The organism is Marseilla massiliensis (assembly GCF_023336985.1).
GTDB lineage: Bacteria > Bacteroidota > Bacteroidia > Bacteroidales > Bacteroidaceae > Prevotella > Prevotella intestinigallinarum.
Window position 1 is genome coordinate 240,191 of sequence record NZ_JAMBLP010000001.1, and the last position, 18,785, is coordinate 258,975.

11 protein-coding genes are annotated in these 18,785 nt (G+C 56.9%); 4 read left to right on the forward strand and 7 right to left on the reverse strand.

Annotation, left to right across the window (positions count from 1 at the left end; genetic code table 11):
- Positions 1–60: 60 nt before the first annotated feature.
- The 6 genes from M3089_RS00935 to M3089_RS00960 all read right to left on the reverse strand — a co-directional run bounded on the left by M3089_RS00935 (position 61) and on the right by M3089_RS00960 (position 11,148).
- Positions 61–699: a nitroreductase family protein gene (locus tag M3089_RS00935; protein ID WP_205110601.1), complete on the reverse strand. Its 639-nt coding sequence runs from the start codon at positions 697–699 to the stop codon at positions 61–63.
- 268 nt (positions 700–967) lie between these two features.
- Positions 968–3,520, reverse strand: a complete 2,553-nt coding sequence (feoB, locus tag M3089_RS00940) for a ferrous iron transport protein B (RefSeq protein WP_249081256.1) — start codon at positions 3,518–3,520, stop codon at positions 968–970.
- A gap of 97 nt (positions 3,521–3,617) precedes the next feature.
- The gene (locus tag M3089_RS00945) at positions 3,618–4,358 is read right to left on the reverse strand and encodes an ABC transporter ATP-binding protein (RefSeq protein WP_249081258.1); all 741 of its coding nucleotides are present in this window, start codon (positions 4,356–4,358) and stop codon (positions 3,618–3,620) included.
- A gap of 137 nt (positions 4,359–4,495) precedes the next feature.
- Positions 4,496–7,837 (reverse strand): preprotein translocase subunit SecA, encoded by a 3,342-nt coding sequence (secA, locus tag M3089_RS00950; RefSeq protein WP_249081261.1) that lies wholly within the window; start codon positions 7,835–7,837, stop codon positions 4,496–4,498.
- Positions 7,838–8,368: 531 nt separating this feature from the next.
- Positions 8,369–9,943, reverse strand: coding sequence for an alkaline phosphatase family protein (locus M3089_RS00955; protein WP_249081263.1), 1,575 nt, complete (start codon positions 9,941–9,943; stop codon positions 8,369–8,371).
- On the reverse strand, positions 9,940–11,148 hold the full coding sequence (locus tag M3089_RS00960; RefSeq protein WP_249081264.1) for an Lnb N-terminal periplasmic domain-containing protein: 1,209 nt from the start codon (positions 11,146–11,148) through the stop codon (positions 9,940–9,942). The genes M3089_RS00955 and M3089_RS00960 overlap by 4 nt, the downstream gene beginning before the upstream one ends.
- 91 nt (positions 11,149–11,239) lie before the next feature.
- Between M3089_RS00960 and M3089_RS00965 the strand changes: the two genes are divergently transcribed.
- The 4 genes from M3089_RS00965 to M3089_RS00980 all read left to right on the forward strand — a co-directional run bounded on the left by M3089_RS00965 (position 11,240) and on the right by M3089_RS00980 (position 16,776).
- On the forward strand, positions 11,240–11,998 hold the full coding sequence (locus M3089_RS00965; protein WP_249081265.1) for a type III pantothenate kinase: 759 nt from the start codon (positions 11,240–11,242) through the stop codon (positions 11,996–11,998).
- Positions 11,976–13,262 (forward strand): hypothetical protein, encoded by a 1,287-nt coding sequence (locus M3089_RS00970; RefSeq protein WP_249081266.1) that lies wholly within the window; start codon positions 11,976–11,978, stop codon positions 13,260–13,262. The genes M3089_RS00965 and M3089_RS00970 overlap by 23 nt, the downstream gene beginning before the upstream one ends.
- Before the next feature lie 41 nt (positions 13,263–13,303).
- The gene (lptC, locus tag M3089_RS00975; protein ID WP_205110587.1) at positions 13,304–13,966 is read left to right on the forward strand and encodes an LPS export ABC transporter periplasmic protein LptC; all 663 of its coding nucleotides are present in this window, start codon (positions 13,304–13,306) and stop codon (positions 13,964–13,966) included.
- Between the two features lie 668 nt (positions 13,967–14,634).
- The gene (locus tag M3089_RS00980) at positions 14,635–16,776 is read left to right on the forward strand and encodes a peptidylprolyl isomerase (RefSeq protein ID WP_249081267.1); all 2,142 of its coding nucleotides are present in this window, start codon (positions 14,635–14,637) and stop codon (positions 16,774–16,776) included.
- A 138-nt stretch (positions 16,777–16,914) separates the two neighbouring features.
- Here the strand turns inward: M3089_RS00980 and M3089_RS00985 are convergent, their stop codons facing one another.
- Entirely contained in the window at positions 16,915–18,429 is a 1,515-nt protein-coding gene (locus tag M3089_RS00985; RefSeq protein WP_249081268.1) for a TlpA family protein disulfide reductase, read from the reverse strand.
- Positions 18,430–18,785: the final 356 nt, after the last annotated feature.

Sequence of the window (18,785 nt, forward strand, 5' to 3'; positions counted from 1 at the left end):
GGGAGCCCCGAATGGACTGTCCCGGCGGGTGGAACGGCATGTCTTGCAGTATGAAACGGCCTATTCGGCAATGCCGACAGGCATGCAGATGAGCGGTTTCAGCTCGGCCTTTATCCCGAGGAACTTCTGCATGGCCGTCACGTCGTCGCCAGCATAGCAGCACACCGTGGCCAGCCCGTTGGCAGCGCAGTGCAGGTAGACGTTCTGCATCACGGCGCCGGCGTCGATGCCGCATATTGCCATGTTGCCGCCTTGCAGCGAAGTGTCAGAGGCAATGACTATCACCACGGGCGCCGTCTTGATGAAGGCGTTGCGCTTGGCAGCCTCGCCCCTGAGGTCGCCGTTGCCAATCTTCACGAGCTTGTTGCCCTTGGCGTCGTAGCGGTAGGTGCCGTCGGCCTTGCCCACATATACAGTTATGTCTTGCTTGTTGCGTGCCGATGGCACGGTGAGGTGGCCGTCGGGCCTGTTCACCCCGCAGGCAGCCCACAGCAAGTCGGCCAGTTGCTGGTCGGTTAGCGTCTTGTCGCTGAACTTGCGCACCGACTTGCGGTCTTGCAGTGCCTTGCTCAGCGATCCTTCGGTGGTGCTTTTCTGTGGTGCGGGCAATACGGTCTCCTGCGCGCACGATGTGGCCGAGAATGCCGTCAGCCCCACGATGGTGGAGAATATGACGGCTGCGAGATTGTTCTTTTTCATGTTCTTGTAGATTTAAATGTAGTCCGCCTGATAATGCAATCGGCCCTGATGCAAGCTGGCCTGGCCATTACCGCGTGCGGCTTGAATATTGCAAAGATACGGAAATGACTTTGAATACATGAAAAAGCGCAGCCTTTTTTGCTTTTGTTAGGCAATTTTGGCATTGGTGCGCAGTGGGGCGGCAGTGTGCCCCGGCCCATGTAGCCCGCAGGCCTCGGCCCGTGGTTGCTGTCACGGGCTGAGGCCTGCTGCGGGGGGTGTCGGGCGCCTACACGAACAGGCGGCCTATCTGGTATATCAGTGCCGACACAATCCATGCCAGCGCGGTGGTGTAGACGGCTGTGAACGCAGCCCATTTCCACGAGCCGCTTTCGCTCTTGACGGCTGCAATGGTGGCCAGGCATGGGAAGTAGAGCAGCACAAACGTCAGGTAGGCAAAGGCTATCAGCGGCGTTATGCCGTCGGCTGTCATCTTGTCGTACAGGTTGGCATACTTCGGCGTGTTGTCGTCGGCCGTGTCGTCGGCCACGCTCTCGTCGCCGCTGTAGAGCACGCCCATTGTCGAGGCCACAATCTCCTTGGCCCCTACGCCGGCCACGAGGCCCACGTCGAGCTTCCAGTCGAAGCCCTGGGCGCGGAACACTGGCTCTATGGCCTTGCCTATGCGCCCTATGTAGCTTTGTTCCTGCTGTTGCTGCTGGCTGAGGCTGTCGTCGTGGGGGAAGTAGCCCAGCGCCCATACCACAATGCTTGCAAAGAGAATGATGCCTCCCATCTTCTTCAGATATTGCTTGCCTTTCTCCCATGTGTGGCGGCCAATGGCCTTGGCCGTTGGAAAGCGGTAGGGCGGCAGCTCCATCACGAAGGGCGTGTCTTCGCCCTTTATGAGCCACCGGCTGAGCACCCGGCTCACCACCACGGCCATGACGATGCCTATGGCGTAGAGCGATATCATGATGAGGCTTTGGTATTTAACGGCGAAAAACGTGCCGGTGATCATTATGTAGATGGGCAGCCGCGCCGAGCAGCTCATCATCGGCAGTATGAGCATGGTGATGAGTCGCGAGCGTCGGCTCTCGATGGTGCGCGTGGCCATGACGGCCGGCACGTTGCATCCGAAGCCCATGATGAGCGGTATGAACGACTTGCCGTGCAGCCCCATCTTGTGCATCAGCTTGTCCATGATGAAGGCGGCGCGCGCCATGTAGCCCGAGTCTTCCATGAACGATATGAAGCAGTAGAGTATGAGTATCTGCGGCAGGAACACAATGACCGCCCCCACGCCGCCTATGATGCCGTCGGCAATCATGGCCTTGAGGGGCCCGTCGGGCAGGGTGGCGCTTACCCACTCGCCAATCATGCCCACGCCGGCCTCAATCCAGTCCATGGGATACTGTCCCAGGGTGAATGTCACCTCGAACATCACGTAGAGCAGCAGGAAGAAGATGGGGAAGCCGGCATACTTGTTGGTTATTATCTTGTCGATGAAGTGCGTCAGCTGGTATGTGTCCTGCTTGTTGCCGGGCTCGTAGCCGGCCTCTTGCAGTGCACCGTGTATCAGTCCGTACTTGGCGTCCATGATGGCCGTCTCGGAGTCTTCCTTGGTCTCTTCGAGTATCTTGTGCGCCTCGCGGTCGCGCACTTCCATTATTTCTTTTGCGTTGGGCAGCCTCTCTACGGCCTGCTCGGTGTCCTTGTCCATCTCGAGCAGCTTGATGGCCAGGTAGCGGGTGGAGTATTTGTGGCGTATCTGCTCGTCTTTCTGCACCTCGCGCTTTATGGCCTCGATGCTCTCTTCGAGCGTCTTTCCGTGGTTGAGGTGTACGTGGCGGAACACGCTGTTGTTGGGCCTGGCGCCGTGGGCGAAGTCTTCCGTGTGGTCGGTTTCGTGCGAGCCCTCATACCGCTTGTGCCAGTTTTGTATCTCGGCGGCCACCTCGGGGTTGATGTTTCCGTCCTTGTCGATGAAGTCGACGCCCTCGTACATGTTGATGATGATGTGGAAGAGCAGGTCGACGCCTTTGCCCGTCTTGAACACCGTGGGTATCATCGGCACGCCGAACAGCTGGCCGAGCTTGTTGTAGTCGAGCTTGTCGCCTCGCTCCTCAAACTCGTCGAACATGTTGAGCGCGCAAACCATGCGCAGGTTCATGTCGACGAGCTGCGTGGTGAGGTAGAGGTTGCGCTCAAGGTTGCTCGAGTCGATGACGTTGATTACCACGTCGGGGGTCTTGTCTATTATCTGCCGTCGAACATACAGTTCCTCGGGGCTGTAGGCCGACAGCGAGTATGTGCCGGGCAGGTCGACCAGGTTGAATGTGTAACCCTCAAACTCGGCGTGGCCCTCCTTGGCATCCACAGTCACGCCCGAGTAGTTGCCCACGCGCTCGTGGGCTCCCGAGGCAAAGTTGAACAGCGACGTTTTTCCGCAGTTGGGGTTGCCCACCAGCGCCACGTTGATGGTACGGCGTTTTTTCATGGCGGCATCGTGCAGCTGCTTGTCGGTGAGCTGCGTTGCACCGCCCTCGTTTTCGGTGGATATCTCCGGTTTGTTGAAGTCGGGTTCTGAGTTTTCTTTTTCAAGTAGCTTGGCCTCTTCGGGTGATATGATTTCTATCATCTCGGCCTCGTTGTGGCGTAACGAGACCTCATATCCCATTATCTTGTATTTCACGGGATCCTGGAGCGGGGCGTTGAGCAGCACCTCTACCACCTTGCCCTTGATGAACCCCATCTCAACTATGCGCTTGCGGAAGCCGCCATGTCCGAGGACTTTGACGATGACTCCGTATTCTCCTGTCTTTAGTTCTGAAAGTCTCATTTTTCTGCTAATATGATGCAAAATTACAAATTAGCGGCAAGAAACACGAAAGGCTGCCCCCCATTTTTGCCAAAATACCTATAAATGGCCATCGCTGTCAGTCGGCACTGAAATAATTTTCAATCTCGCGTGCCGCAGAGTCACCATTATTAGGTATGTCGGATATCACGCGTCCGTGCTCGAGCAGTATGATTCGCGTGCTGATGTTGATTGTGTGCGCAAGGTTGTGGCTGCTTATCAGTATGGTGGCGCCTGTCTCGCGGTTGTATTCTTCTACCACCCTCTTCAGCCTGTTCTGGCTTTGCGGGTCGAGATAGTTGAACGGTTCGTCGAGTATGACCACGCTTGGCGATGTGGCGAATGCGGCCATGATTCCCGCCTTCTGTCGGTTGCCGGCCGACAGGTCGCGTATGAGCTTGTGTTGCCCGAGCACCTCGCCGGCGTCGAAAGCCTCAAAGCGCTCCAGGTTGCGCTTCATCTCGTCGGTGCCCAGCCCTGATATCTTTGCCAGGAACGCAAAGTATTCATCGGGCGTAAGGTAGTCTATGAGGAAGCTCTCGTTGAGATATGCCCCTGTGAACAGCTTCCACTCCTCGCTGCCGGCCACGTCGACAGGCCCTTGCGCGGCGCATGCCGTCTGGCGGTGGGGTGGTGGCGTGGTGGTGACGTGCCCCGTGTCGGGTTTGGCCAGGTCGAGCATGAGCCTGAACAGGGTGGTCTTGCCGGCCCCGTTGTTGCCCACAATGCCCACTATCTCGCCGTCGGCAATGTCCAGCGACTCAATGTCGCAAGCCGTGGTCCGTCCGTACGACTTCTTGAGGTTTGCTATGCTTATCATCGTTTCATGGTTTTTTGCCATGCCCTTTGGCGCTGCCGGTGCCCTTGCGGGCGCCGCGCCGCGGGGGCGTGGCATTGGTTGGGGTGATGAAAAAAGCGTTTGGAGCGGCATTGCTCCAAACGCTTTTTGGCGTGCCGTCAGACGAGTCCGCGTCCGTGGCAGTTCTTAAACTTCTTTCCGCTGCCGCACGGGCAAGGGTCGTTGCGTCCCGGCAACTTGTCCTTTACTATGGGCTCTCGCTGCTGCTGGGCCCTCGTGTCTTGCGCTGCTGCCGCTGCCTGGTTGGGGTCGGTGAGCTGTTCCTCGTCGAGGTTGCGCTTGGTCTCGGTGTACCGTGGCTGCTGCGGCTTCTCGTCGGGCTCGGCTTCCTTCACGCTCTGCTGCATTTCGGGTATGGCGCTGCGCATAAGTATGCTCGTGATGCGGTTGTTCATCGTGTTGACCATGCTGTCGAATAGCTTCACGCTTTCCAGCTTGAAGATGAGCAGCGGGTCTTTCTGCTCGTAGGATGCGTTCTGCACGCTGTGCTTCAGCTCGTCGAGCTCGCGCAGGTTCTCCTTCCAGCAGTCGTCGATGATGTGGAGCAGTATCACCTTTTCAAACTGTTTCACCACGCTCTTGCACTCGGTGTCGTAGGCTTCCTTGAGGTCGCAGGGTATGTTGTACATCCTGCGGCCGTCGGTTATGGGCACCATGATGCGCTCATACAAAGAGCCTTGCGTTTCATACACCTGCTTTATTATGGGCCATGCCACGGACTGGATGCGCTCGGTCTTGCGCTTGAAGTCGGCCATGGCCACCTGGAAGGCGTTCTCGGCCAGGTCTTCGCGCTTCTCGTTGGCCAGCTGCTCGTCGGTGAACGGCACTTCCATGGCGAGAATCTTGAGGAACTCTTCTTTGCAACCCTCGTAGTCGTTTTGCTCTATGATGTTCACCACGCGGTCCCAGATGATGTTGGATATGTCCATGCCGATGCGTTCGCCCATCAGAGCGTGGCGGCGTTTCTCGTAGACCACTGTTCGCTGCTTGTTCATCACGTCGTCGTATTCGAGCAGCCGCTTGCGTATGCCGAAGTTGTTTTCCTCGACCTTCTTCTGCGCGCGCTCGATGCTGCGCGATATCATCGGGCTGTCAATCATGTCGCCCTCCTTGAACCCGAGCTTGTCCATCACCTTGGCAATGCGCTCAGAGGCAAATAGGCGCATGAGCTTGTCTTCGAGCGACACGTAGAACACCGACGAGCCGGGGTCGCCCTGGCGGCCTGCACGTCCGCGCAACTGGCGGTCTACGCGGCGGCTTTCGTGGCGCTCGGTTCCGATGATGGCCAGTCCGCCTGCGGCTTTCACCTCGGGCGAGAGCTTGATGTCGGTACCGCGTCCGGCCATGTTGGTGGCAATGGTCACGGCTCCGAGCCCGTTGGTGCTTTGTCCGGCCTGCGCCACGATGTCGGCTTCCTTCTGGTGGAGCTTGGCGTTGAGCACCTGGTGTGGTATCTTGCGCATGCTGAGCATCTTGGAGAGCAGCTCGGATATCTCTACCGACGTGGTGCCGACGAGGGTGGGGCGCCCGCTGTTGCGCATATTCTCAATCTCTTCGATCACGGCGTTGTACTTCTCGCGTGCCGTCTTGTAGACGCGGTCGTCCATGTCCTTGCGTATCACGGGGCGGTTGGTGGGTATCTCCACCACGTCGAGCTTGTAGATGTCCCAGAACTCGCCGGCCTCGGTCGAGGCCGTACCCGTCATTCCCGCCAGCTTGTGGTACATGCGGAAGTAGTTCTGCAGGGTGATGGTGGCGAAGGTCTGTGTGGCGGCTTCCACCTTGACGTGCTCCTTGGCTTCGATGGCCTGGTGCAGTCCGTCGCTCCAGCGGCGTCCTTCCATGATGCGGCCCGTCTGCTCGTCGACAATCTTCACCTCGCCGTCGATTACCACATACTCGTCGTCTTTGTTGAACATGGTGTAGGCCTTGAGCAGCTGCTGCAGCGTGTGCACGCGCTCGCTCTGCACGGCGTAGTGGTTGAGCAGCGCGTCTTTCTTGTCGAGCCTTTCCTGGTCGGTCAGGCCGGTCTCGGTCTCAAGCTCCGAGAGCTGCGACGCGATGTCGGGCAGCACGAACAGCGTGTTGTCGTTGACCTGCCTTGCAAGCCATTCCGTACCCTTGTCGGTGAGGTCGCACGAGTTGAGTTTCTCCTCTACCACGAAGTAGAGCGGCTCGACGGCCTCGGGCATGCGGCGGTTGTTGTTCTCCATGTATATCTCCTCTGTCTTGAGCATGCCGGCCTTGATTCCTTCTTCCGAGAGATACTTGATGAGCGGCTTGTTCTTTGGCAGGGCCTTGTGCGAGCGGTAGAGCGAGAGGAAACCCTCGTCGACGAGCTTCTGGTCGTTTTTCTCGCGGCCTTCGCTTATCTTCTGCTTGGCGTCGGCCAGGTATTGCGTGGCCAGCTTGCGCTGCACGTCGACGAGCCTTTCTACCAGCGGCTGGTATTCTTCAAACATCTGGTCGTCGCCCTTGGGCACGGGGCCAGAGATGATGAGCGGCGTGCGGGCGTCGTCGATGAGCACCGAGTCGACCTCGTCGACGATGGCGTAGTTGTGGGCGCGCTGCACGAGGTCGGCCGGCGATATGGCCATGTTGTCGCGCAGGTAGTCGAAGCCGAACTCATTGTTGGTGCCGAAGGTGATGTCGGCCTGGTATGCCTTGCGCCTGGCCGGCGAGTTGGGCTGGTGCTTGTCGATGCAGTCTACCGACAGTCCGTGGAACTCGTAGAGCGGGCCCATCCACTCGGAGTCGCGCTTGGCCAGGTAGTCGTTGACCGTCACCACGTGCACGCCGTTGCCCGTGAGGGCATTGAGGAACACCGGCAGCGTGGCCACGAGCGTCTTTCCCTCACCTGTGGCCATCTCGGCAATCTTGCCTTGGTGCAGCACCACGCCTCCGAAGAGCTGCACGTCGTAGTGCACCATCTCCCACTTGAGGTCGTTGCCTCCCGCCGTCCAGTGGTTGTGGTATATGGCCTTGTCGCCGTCGATGGTGATGAAGTCCTTGCGGGGGTCGGCGGCCAGTTCGCGGTCGAAGTCGGTGGCCGTTACCACCGTCTGTTCGTTCTGGGCGAAGCGGCGAGCCGTTTCCTTCACGATGGCAAACACTTCGGGCATCACCTCGTTGAGCTTCTGCTCGTAGATGTCGAGTATTTCCTTTTCGAGCTTGTCTACCTGGTTGAAGATGCCCTCGCGCTCGTCGATGGGCGTGTCCTCAATCTTCGATTTGAGCTCGGCAATCTGGTCTCTCTGGCTTTGCGCAGAGCTTTGCACCATGTGCCTGATTTCTTGCGTCCGGGCCCTGAGCGAGTCGTTGTCAAGCTTCTCTACCTCGGGGTAAACGGCCTTGACTTTCTCCACAAGGGGTTGGATGAGCTTCATGTCGCGTGTCGACTTGTCACCGAACAGCGACTTAAGGATACTGTTGAAATTCATTTTATGTCGTTTTTTTATTTTCGTCTTGTTGGCGTTTAGGCTGTCGCCTGCAAATTTACGCTTTTTTTGTTAATTATTGGCAATTAGCCTTGTAAATTGGAGTGTGAGTTTGGCGTGGCGGCGTTATTTTTGTGTTTGCGGTGCCGTTTCGGCCTCTGCGTGCCGCCATTGCCTTGGTTTGTGGCTGGGTGCCACAGCCGTTTGCTGATTCTGTTGTAAGCATGTTTCACCCGTCGGGCTGTTGTGCCTGGATGACTGTGCCTCGGCCTTATGCGGCTTACTTCCAGGCGGTTGTGCACCTATGCCCGGTTTGCGGTCCGAAACGGCCTGTATCGCTTGGCCTTTCGGGGCGTTCCGTACGCCGAAACGGCCCGTTTTGCGGGCCTTCCGGCGCCGTGGCGTCGTGCCATGCTGTGTTTTGTAAAAAAAAGAATCCTTGCTGGTTGTGCCACCACTGCGCCCCGTTGGCGCTTTGCCTGTGTCTGTAGGTTTGCGTCATGCTGTGCGCGCTGTCTCACGCAGGCATGCCTGTCAGAACAGCGGGGCCGATGAGCAGGCGTTGGGTGCCCTAATGCGTATGGCCTTGGCAATGGTTGGGGCTATACGGTCGATGGTGACGTGGTCGGAAAGGCGTTCGGCCTTTGTGCCCGCGCCATATATTATGATGGGGAATTGTGTGAACGAGGCCCGTTGCAGCTGGCTCTCAAGGTTGTTTTCGTTGTACAGCCTCCAGCCCGGGGCCACTTCTATGAGTATGTCGCCGCAGCGCTCCGGGTGGAAGCCGTTGCGGGTCTTATAAATGTTCTCGTCGCCGCTCGAGAGCAGTTGCAGCGATGTGTATACGTTGCGCACGCCCGATATCTGGGCCAGGAACTCCTTGGCGCGTATCGTAGCTTCCGAGAAGCTCACGCGCTTTTGCTCAAACAGGTTGTGGTTTAGGAATATCTGCGTGCCGAAGCATGTCTCGACATATTGCGCGGGGCCCCACAGTGCCCCGAAATACATGTTGAGCAGGTTGGCCGTGCGGTTGATGTTGAATGTGCCCGACGGTATGTTGTATTTGGCGTAGTCGGCGTTTTCCTCGTCGCTGTAGCCCGTGCTTGTTATGACAAACAGCACCTGCTGTGCGCCCACCCTGCGCTCGAGCTCCCTTATTAGCCTGCCTAATTCCTTGTCGAGCCTCACGTATGTGTCTTGGAGCTCCATCTGACATTCTGTCACAGTCTTGTGGTCGAAGTTGCCGGCATAGTATGTCACGTTGAGCAGGTCGGTCACATTGTCGATGCCCATGGCGTTGGTGCTGGCGCATTGCAGCGCCATGTCGGTGACGCGTTGGTTGACAAGGCCGCTGGCCTTGAACTCCCTGTAGCGGCGTTCGCCGTCGAAGGTGTGCTTGAACGGCTTTTGCACGCCGCCGTTCATGAAGTAGCTGAAGTTGCCCGACAGCATGTTGACAGGCTCCCATGTCTTGTTGTCGATGCTGTTCGAGTGTATGTTGTTGTACGCCTGTATCCATGACGGCGTGGTATTGAAGTAATAGTTCGACGAGCACCAGTAGCCGTTGTTGTTGTCTATCCACAGGGCGCCGTCGGCGGCATGGCCGGCCGAGAGCACGGCGGCGTCGCGGAACGGGGCCACGGCATATACCACGGCACCGCCGTTGGTGGCCACTTTCAGTTCGTCGCCAATGGTGGATGTGCCCAGGTTCTTGGGCGACGAGCAGTCTTGGGTCAGGTATCCGCCGTATTTGCTGTCGTCAACGCAGAACACCGGGCGCAGGGTCTCCTTGTCGAGCCAGCGCGCCCCGATTATGCTGTTGTAGTAGGGGGTGGTGCCCGTGGCTATGGCGGCCACGGCCGATGCCCTGTCTATGGGCGAGAAGGGGTAGGAGGCGTTGGCATAGACCATCCCTTTGGCAAAGAGCATCTTGAAGCCGTCGCTGCCGTAAAGCGGGGCGAAGGCCTCCAGGTAGTCGGTGCGCAGCTGGTCGATGGCTATGTTCACCACCAGCTTGGGGGCCGACTGTATAGTCTGCGGCATCTCTGCCTTGCTTCCGGTGGCGGAGAAGGCGGCGAGCAATGTCAGTGAAATGTATCTATACTTCATCCTTGTTTATGTCTGTTTGGGTGTTGTTTATGTGCTAACGCCAGGTGCACCATGCATCTGGACAGCAAACATAGTGCCACAATTTCCATTCCCTCGGCGTAGTCTTGAAATATTGCCCCGGCCAGGAACAGCACCGACAGTGCCGCGGCCAGCCGCCAGTAGGTGGTTCGGCCCTTCATCACCGATGGCATGAAGAACAGCGGCAGCGGGTTGAGCAGCAGCACCTGGAGGTTGGTGCTCGTGGTCGGGTGCTCGGAGAAGAGCAGTGCCGTGACAATGATGCCTGCCACGCCGGTGCATGTGAGCAGCAGGGCGTCGAAGGCCCTGTATGCCTTTTTCCGCCTCAGTTCTGCGGCTGCAACAGCCAGCGAAACTAATAATAATATGGTTGCACACTGGCGTGGAGTGAGCGGAAACGGGCTTTTTGCCTCAGGAAGCACAGTGTCGACGGCCACGCGTGTCTCCTTCACCAGCGGGCGCCGGCCCTCGGTGGTGGCTATGGTGGCCCTGTCGAAGTCGCGCATCAGGTATTCCGGCAGGAACTGCTGCTGCCGGCTGTCGGCGTGCGTGTCGGCTTTGGCGCCGAGGCACAGGTCGTTGCCGAACGTCGCCCAGCGGTGGTTGCCGGCCATGGCGTGTATCATCTGCCTGTAGGTTGCGGCCTCCAAGCTGTCGTTGGGTGCATACTCTATTGTCCCCGCTACGCATCTCTCCACCATGTCGCGTGCCCTTGTCGTGCAGTTGTCATAGAAAAAGTTGTACCTGTATGTGCGGTTTTCAGGGCGGTAGTTGTCGGCCAGCGCATCATAGAGGCGCCTTTCCTCGTCTGCCGACAGGTTGAGCACCTGCTCGGTGACGGCCCGCCCCTCCCTGCGGTATTCCTCGCGGAAGGCGTTGAAGGGCATCACGCCGAGCTCATAGTCGGTTTGCCCGAACACAAAGCGCAGCGCGAAAAACGGCTTCCTGAAGCTGAACACGCCATAGTTGAATGTCCAGTCTTCGCCCGTGCGCAAGTCGTGGTACCTCAGGGCAGTGTGGCCGTAGAGGCTGTAAAGTTCATTGCCGGGGGCACAGGTCAGCAAACTCACCTCGATGGAGTCTGTTCGCCTTGCCTGCTCTTGGGCGGCGGCGGTAATGGGCGTACCGAAAACGACGGCCATTACGGCGGCCATGAAGGCTTTCAATATGTATGCTGACTGTTTCACGCTGCAAAATTACTTTCTTTTTTCCATTCGCCGTGCCATTATTCCGATTTTTTTCAATAATTTTGCAGGCGGTAAGCGAACGGACAGCACGATGAACCTAACGATAGACATAGGCAACACCTGCACCAAGCTTGTCGCTTTCGACGGCGACGAGCCTGTCGGAGAGATGAGGATGGACGACGGCGAGCTGCACAAGTTCGACGGCTTTTGCGCCGGCTATCCCTTCGAGCGCGGCATCTGTTCGTCGGTGGTCGACGTGCCAGAGGGCTTGCGCCGCAGGCTGGAGGCAGCCCCTTTCCCGGTCATGCGGCTTGTGTCGGGGGTGACGCCTGTGCCTGTCAACAACAGGTATGCCACCCCGCTGACCCTCGGCACCGACAGGCTGGCGGCAGTGGTCGGGGCACATTTCAAGAGCGGTGGCCGCGATGCGCTGGTCATTGACGTGGGCACGTGCATCACATTCGACTTCATCACTGCCGCAGGCGACTATCTCGGGGGCAACATCTCGCCAGGGCCAACAATGCGCCTGAAGGCCCTCGGGGCTTTTGCCGGGGCGCTGCCCGTGGTCGACAGAAAAGGCGACACGCCTCCGATGGGCTACAGCACCGAGACTGCTATCAGAAGTGGAGTGATGCGGGGCGTAACCTACGAAATAGAAAGCTATATTCGTGATTTTATATTAAAATGCCCCGGGCTTTTTGTTTATTTAACGGGTGGAGTGCAACTTGATTTGCATATCCCAGAAAAAAAGTGCATCTTTGCAGACAATTTCATAGTTCCTTACGGTCTCAACCGTATTCTCCTCTACAATGAAGAAATCGCTTTCAATGAAAAGAACAGTTATTTGTAGTATCGCGCTGGGCTTTGTCTCGGTGGCGGCCATGGCTCAGAGTGGTACAAACTCTCCATACAGCCAGTACGGCATAGGTATTCTCTCAGACCAGTCGCAGGGCTTCAACTGCGGCATGAACGGCCTGGCGCTCGGCTTGCGCTATGGCAACCAGGTCAATTCACTTAACCCTGCGTCTTATTCGGCCATCGACTCGCTGAGCATGATATTCGACGTGGGGCTCTCGGGGCAGATTACCAACTTCAAGGAAGGCAACATAAGCCGCAATGCCAAGAACGCCGACTTCGAGTATGCAGTGGCTGCTTTCCGCGCATTCCCCAAGGTAGGCATCAGCGTTGGACTTATTCCGTACACCAACATCGGCTACAACTACGCCAACTCATCGAGGGTGGGGACGTCTGAGACCACCACCACCGAGACGCACTCCGGCTCGGGCGGCATCCACCAGGCTTATATCGGAGTGGGCTGGAACGTGTTCGGTGGGCTGTCGGTGGGAGCAAACTTCTCTTACCTTTGGGGCTCGTACGACAAGACTGTGTCCATTTCGAGCAGCGACAGTTATGTGAACACCATGCAGCGGACGTACAGTGCGAATGTCAGCAACTACAAGCTTGATTTCGGATTGCAGTGGCAGCAAAAAGTGGCAAAGGCCGACTGGCTTACCCTCGGCGCCACCGTCGGCATCGGCCACAAGCTCAACGCCGATCCGCAGGTGACCACAACGACGTCGAACAGCCAGACGGGTGTGTCGTCAGACTCTACGTTTACGGTGGGCAACGGCCTGGCTGTGCCCATGACCTACGGCGTGGGCTTGGCATGGACCCACTCCGACAGGCTCACAATAGGTGTTGACTACACCCTGCAGCAGTGGGGTTCGGTAGACATACCCGAGACCGATGCGGCCACGGGCGACTACGTCCTGCGCAGCGGCTTGCTCAAAGACCGCCACAAGTTTACCCTCGGCGGCGAGTGGGTGCCCAACCCTACGAGCCTCAGGTTTTTCGACAGGGTGCGCTACAGGATAGGCGCCTCGTATGCCACACCTTATATTAAGATTAACGGCATGGACGGCCCGAAAGAGTACAGCGTGAGCGCCGGATTCGGCATACCCATCACCAACTCGTGGGAAAACCGCTCTTTCCTCAACATAAGCGGGCAATGGGTGCGCTCCGAGTCGAAGGCATTCGTCACCGAGAACATGTTCAGGATAAACATTGGCATTACCTTCAATGAGCGCTGGTTCATGAAGTGGAAGGTAGAGTAAATCGTAGTCAGGCAGTGTTTACGTTTGGCAAGAGTGTTGCTATGAGGCTTTGCATGTGGTGCCTGGCGTTGGCTTCGGCATTGCCTGCCATGGTTTCGTGCACCGAAGAGAAGGAGCATCCGGCGCCGGCCATCTACGACCGCGACTCGGTGTCGGTGATGGTAAGCTACGGTGTCAATACGCTCATATCCGACTCTGGTGTCATCAAGTACAGGATTGTCACCGAACGGTGGGATGTGAACCAGGTCAGGCAGCCGTCACGCTGGACTTTCATCAAGGGTTTGTTTCTCGAACAGTTTGACGAGAAGTTCCATGTAGAGGCTTACATACAGGCCGACACAGCCTGGTATTACGACAAGATGAAGCTGTGGGAGCTGCGCGGACGGGTGCGTGTGCGCAATGTCAGGGGCATGATATTCCGCAGCGAGGAGCTTTTCTGGGACGGGATAACCCACGAGATGTACTCCAACAAGTTCTCAAGGCTCGTCACCCCGGAGCGCACGCTTGAGGGAACATACTTCCGCAGCGACGAGCACATGACCCACTACACTGTGTCTAATTCGAAAGGTTCGTTTGTCAAGTCTGACATGGAGAGCGAGCCCGCAGCGCCGGCCGACACGGCAAAGGGCGGCGACACGGCTGTGGCAGCCCCGCCAGTGCGACCTGCCGCCGTGCCCCGGGCGGCCACCAGCAAGCCCAGGTGAGCCTTGTGCCCGGCGCCAGGCCACATTGCGGCGCAATGTCCTTGGCCCCAGTGCATTTCGAAGTCATGTGAAGCAGGCTTTGCCCCGGCATCACGGCGGGCGGCGAGCCGCCGGACTTGTTTACCGGGCCTTGCGCCCCAATGATTCATTTCACCGTCCTGCCATGTCCGGATTGTCAGCTCCGGCAAGGCAGGACGGGCCGTTTCATATTCCCGTCCGGCCTGTTTTGCATTCCCAAACAACCCGTTCTGCGTTCCCTTCCTGCCCGTTTTCACGCTGCCCGTCGGTCGTTCATGCCTCCGCTGGCCCCCTCCTTTGCCCCCCGGGCCATCGGTGCCGGTGCCTTTCGGCGCCATCGGTGCCGGGTGGCGGTGCCGCCCATACAGCAGGCGTGGCGCTGCCCGTCTTCAGGCCGCCATGTCTGCCGTTAGGCGTTGGCGGTGTTGGCTGTGTTGCCGCTGTGCTTGCGTGGCAGCCCATTATGCTGCTTCTCAACGTGTTTCGATATGCAAGAAAACTTGGTTGAGAGTATTTTTTCCGTAAATTATGTCGCCATTTGGCATAAATTTAGTAATTTTGCCAACTAAAGTGGCTGGGGGCATATTTTACCCTGCCGCAGATGAATCCATAGACTAAAATATAAAACAAAAAATAATAGTAAAAAAGTAATGGCAGCATTAGGAACAATCAGAAAAAGAGGCGTCACCTTGATTATAATAATAGGTCTGGGCCTCTTTGCATTCATTGCCGAAGAGATGTTCCGCTCATGCGAGGCAACAAACAATGAGCGGCGCTTGCAGGTAGGCGAAGTGTTAGGTGAGAAACTCTCTGTGCAGGATTTCCAGAGCCTGATAGACGAATACCAGGAGGTAATCAAGATGACACAGGGTCGCGACAACCTCGGCGAAGACGAGATGAACCAGTTGAAAGACCAGGTTTGGAACAATTATGTGAACAACGCCATCCTCGAGTCGGAGGCCAAGAAACTGGGCCTTACGGTGACGAGGGAAGAGTTGCAGAACATGCTGAGGGAAGGAACAAACCCCATTCTCATGCAGACTCCGTTTGTAAACCAGCAGACCGGTCGTTTCGATGCCACGCTCCTGACCAAGTTCCTCGACGACTACAAGAAGATGGAGGGCGGACAGAACCCGCAGATGGCAGAGCAATACAACACCATCTACAAGTATTGGAAGTTCATAGAAAAGTCGCTCCGCCAGCAGACATTGGCCATGAAGTACCAGAACCTGCTGACGGGCTGTCTGCTGTCAAACCCCATCTCTGCCAAGATGGCGTTTGAAGGCCAGACCGATGAGAGCAACATACAGTTGGCATCTATGGCATATTCAACCATCAACGACAACGACGTGAAGGTTAGCGACGCCGACCTCAAGGCCAAGTATGACGAGCAGAAGGAGATGTACAAGCAGTATGTTGAGAGCCGCGACATCAAGTATGTTGAGTTCCAGGTGCTGCCCTCGGCTGCCGACAGGAAGGCCATGATGGCCACCATGACCGAGGCACAGCAGAAACTGCAGGCCGGCAACGAGCCCGCCGAGGTGGTGCGCAAGGCACAGTCGCAGTATGCTTACGTTGGCTTGCCCGTTACCCGCAAGGCATTCCCGCGCGACATAGCAGCCAAGATTGACTCGATGGCCGTTGGGCAGACCACCGCTCCGTTTGAGACCACTGCCGACAACACCCTCAATGTGGTGAAACTCATATCCAAGACACAGCTCCCCGACTCGGTGGAGTATCGACAGATACAGATAGTGGGCGCTACAGTAGAGGCCGGACGCAAAACCGCCGACAGCGTGTATGCTGCCCTGCAGGCCGGAGCGCCCTTCGACTCGATTGCCAAGAAATACAGCCAGACTGGCGCAAAGCAGTGGCTCACCTCGGCCATGTATGAGAATTCGCAGACCGTTGACGCCGACTCGAAGATCTATCTTGAGACACTCAACACGCTGGGCGTCAACGAAATCAAGAACATTTCGTTTGCCCAGGGCAACGTCATCGTGCAGGTGCTGAGCCGCAAGGCCATGGTCGACAAGTATGTCGCTGCCGTTGTGAAGCACACCATCGACTTCTCCAAGGCCACATATTCTGCCGCCTACAACAAGTTCAGCCAGTTTGTTAGCGGCAACCAGACCGTTGAGGACATGGAGAAGAATGCCGGCAAGTTTGGCTACAAGGTGCTTGAGCGCAAAGACCTGTTCAACTCAGAGCATACTGTGGCAGGCATAAGCAGCACGGGCGAGGCCATGAAGTGGATATTCGACGCCAAGGCAGGACAGGTTTCGCCCCTGTATGAGTGCGGAGCCAACGACCATCTGCTCGTGGTTGCCATGACAAAGATTCACCCCGTGGGCTATCGTGCACTCGACGACGTGAAGGACATCGTGAAGGCCGAAGTGGTTCGCGACAAGAAGTACGACATGCTCAAGGGCAAGCTGGCCGGTGCCAAGAGTGTTGCCGACGCCAAGGCCAAGGGCGCCCGCGTAGACACAGTAAGGCAGATAACGTTCAGCGCCCCTGTCTTCGTGTCGTCTACAGGTGCCAGCGAGCCTGCTTTGAGCGGTGCCGTTGCAGCCACCAAGAAGGGTGCTTTCTGCCCGAGCGTCATCAAGGGCAATGCCGGGGCATACATGTTCCAAGTTATTGACAAGAAGCAGCGCCAGGGAGCCAAGTATGACGAGAAGGCCATGGAGATGCAGCTGCGCCAGCAGGCCATGCAGGCTGCAAGCCGTTTCATGAACGAGCTCTACATCAAGGCTGATGTGGTAGACAACCGTTACATGTTCTTCTGAAAGACATAGTGACATTATATGAGGGCGGGGCAGCATCAATATGTTGCCCCGCTCTTTTTGTTACGAATGTTCTGTTGTGCCGCTTTCGGTATGATTGAGTTATGGTGTGGGATTGCTTTTTGGCTGTCAGTGCCGGTGTCAGTTGCCTGATGCGGCCCTGATGCCGTCCATGAACTTGTTGAATGAGTCGAAGTCCTTGAAGTCTCTCAGGTCAAAGTCAGTGTTGATAATGCGTCCGTCGGGAGCTACCAGTTCGTTGTGTGGGATGCCGTAGAACTCAAACAGGCTCATCAGTCTCTTGTAATCGGTGTTCGGTATGCGCAGATTCACCTCTCCCTGCAGGTTTTCCTTTACATATTTGTCGTATGCCGACTGCGGCGACTCGTCCTCGCTGGTGATGAATATCAGTTCGACATCGGCCAGTGTGGCTATTGAGTCGCGCAGTTTGCCGCTGCGTTCGATGGCCATCCTGCACGGGCCGCAGACTGTAGACCAGAAGTCAATGAGCACATATTTGCCCCTGTACTTGCCTGTGAGGGCCCTGAAAATATCTGTGCCCTGCCCTTCGGGCAACTCGTATGCCGACGCTACAGGCTTCTGCAAACGTTTGATTTGCCCATCCAGCACATGGTGCAGATAGGGCAGGGTGGTCAGTTCGGCGCGCTTGGCCATGCTCTTTGTTGCCTCTTCCGGATTGTCTTGATAAGCCTTGCGGTTGTATTTTGTGTTGGTCCATGTCAGTTGTAAGAATAGCGACGGGCTGTCGGCTCCGAACACGGCCTTGTCGGCGGCAATGGCGGCACTGTCGGTGGCGGGAACGAATTTGCCCTGTGCGGCAGTGTCGTCCATGAAGCAGATCGGGCCGTGATGCTTGTATCGGTTTATGAGGAAGTAGAGGCGTGAGGTGCATGGAAGGCAGGCCGTTGCGTCGGTGGGCAGATGCCTCATGAAATGATAGTCATCAGTATTGGTGTCTATGGCAAATCCGTTTATGTATCGGTAGTCAAAGCAGTCGGTGCAGGCGTCTATCATGGTGTAGGCATTTAGCAACTTGCGCTCTTCTGCCGTCAGCCCATGGCTTCCGGATATGCTGTCAACCATGCCTTTCAGGCTGTCAATCTGCGTTTCCGCCCATGCTGTGAACTCAGCAAACGTAGACTTTTGTGCCATGGCCAGCTTCGCCTTGTGGTTTATCTTCGGCCTTATGCCCTCGTTGGACATCAGTTCCAGCAACCTCTTGTGGCGCGTTGTCCCCTGATAGTGTGCCATGCCGGTGCTGTCGATGGTCACGTTGGCTGTGTCACCGGGGCAGGCGTAGAAATACAGGATGTTGTCGCCATGTACCACATAGTCGAATATCGGGTAATCCAAGTCAAAAGATATGCAGAACGACCCGTCGGCAGCCACGTCGTAAGTCTTTGGCTTGCTCTCGCCGGTGACGCCGTTTTGTCCGTAGTATTCCATTATCTCTGGATGCTTGCCTGTGAATCGCCCCTGCAGTACACTTCTGCCATGGCAAAATAAACTGTCGGTCACGGCTGTTTTGGCATTGCCGGTGGCCATGTCTGGCCCGGTTGTAGAGCCGTTTGCGTTGGCCGCAGTGCCGACTGCGACCATCAGTGTAGTTAAGATGCTTGCCAGTTGTTTGTCCATGTTGTTTCTTATGAAGTTATTTTTTAAGTATGTATTTTGTCGGTAGAAAGTTGTGCGTGGCTATGCAACCTTTGTTTTTGCCTTTCGTTTTATCCCATCAATTGTAAAAATATATTGCCATGTTGCCCGCTTGTGGCAAGACGCTGGCATGCAGCGTTGTGCGACGAGGGCCTGGCGAGGTTGCCAAACGGCCTGTCCAGGAACGTGTTTCGGCATGTTTTGCGATGTGAAATGAGGCGAATTGCAGACCCATCCGGCCGCAGGCATGGCATTGCGCCAGTTTTGTTGTGTTTTATTGCCGTGCATGGGCTTGTCGCATATCACCGAAGCGCTGCTGCCTATGGTGGCCGTCTGTC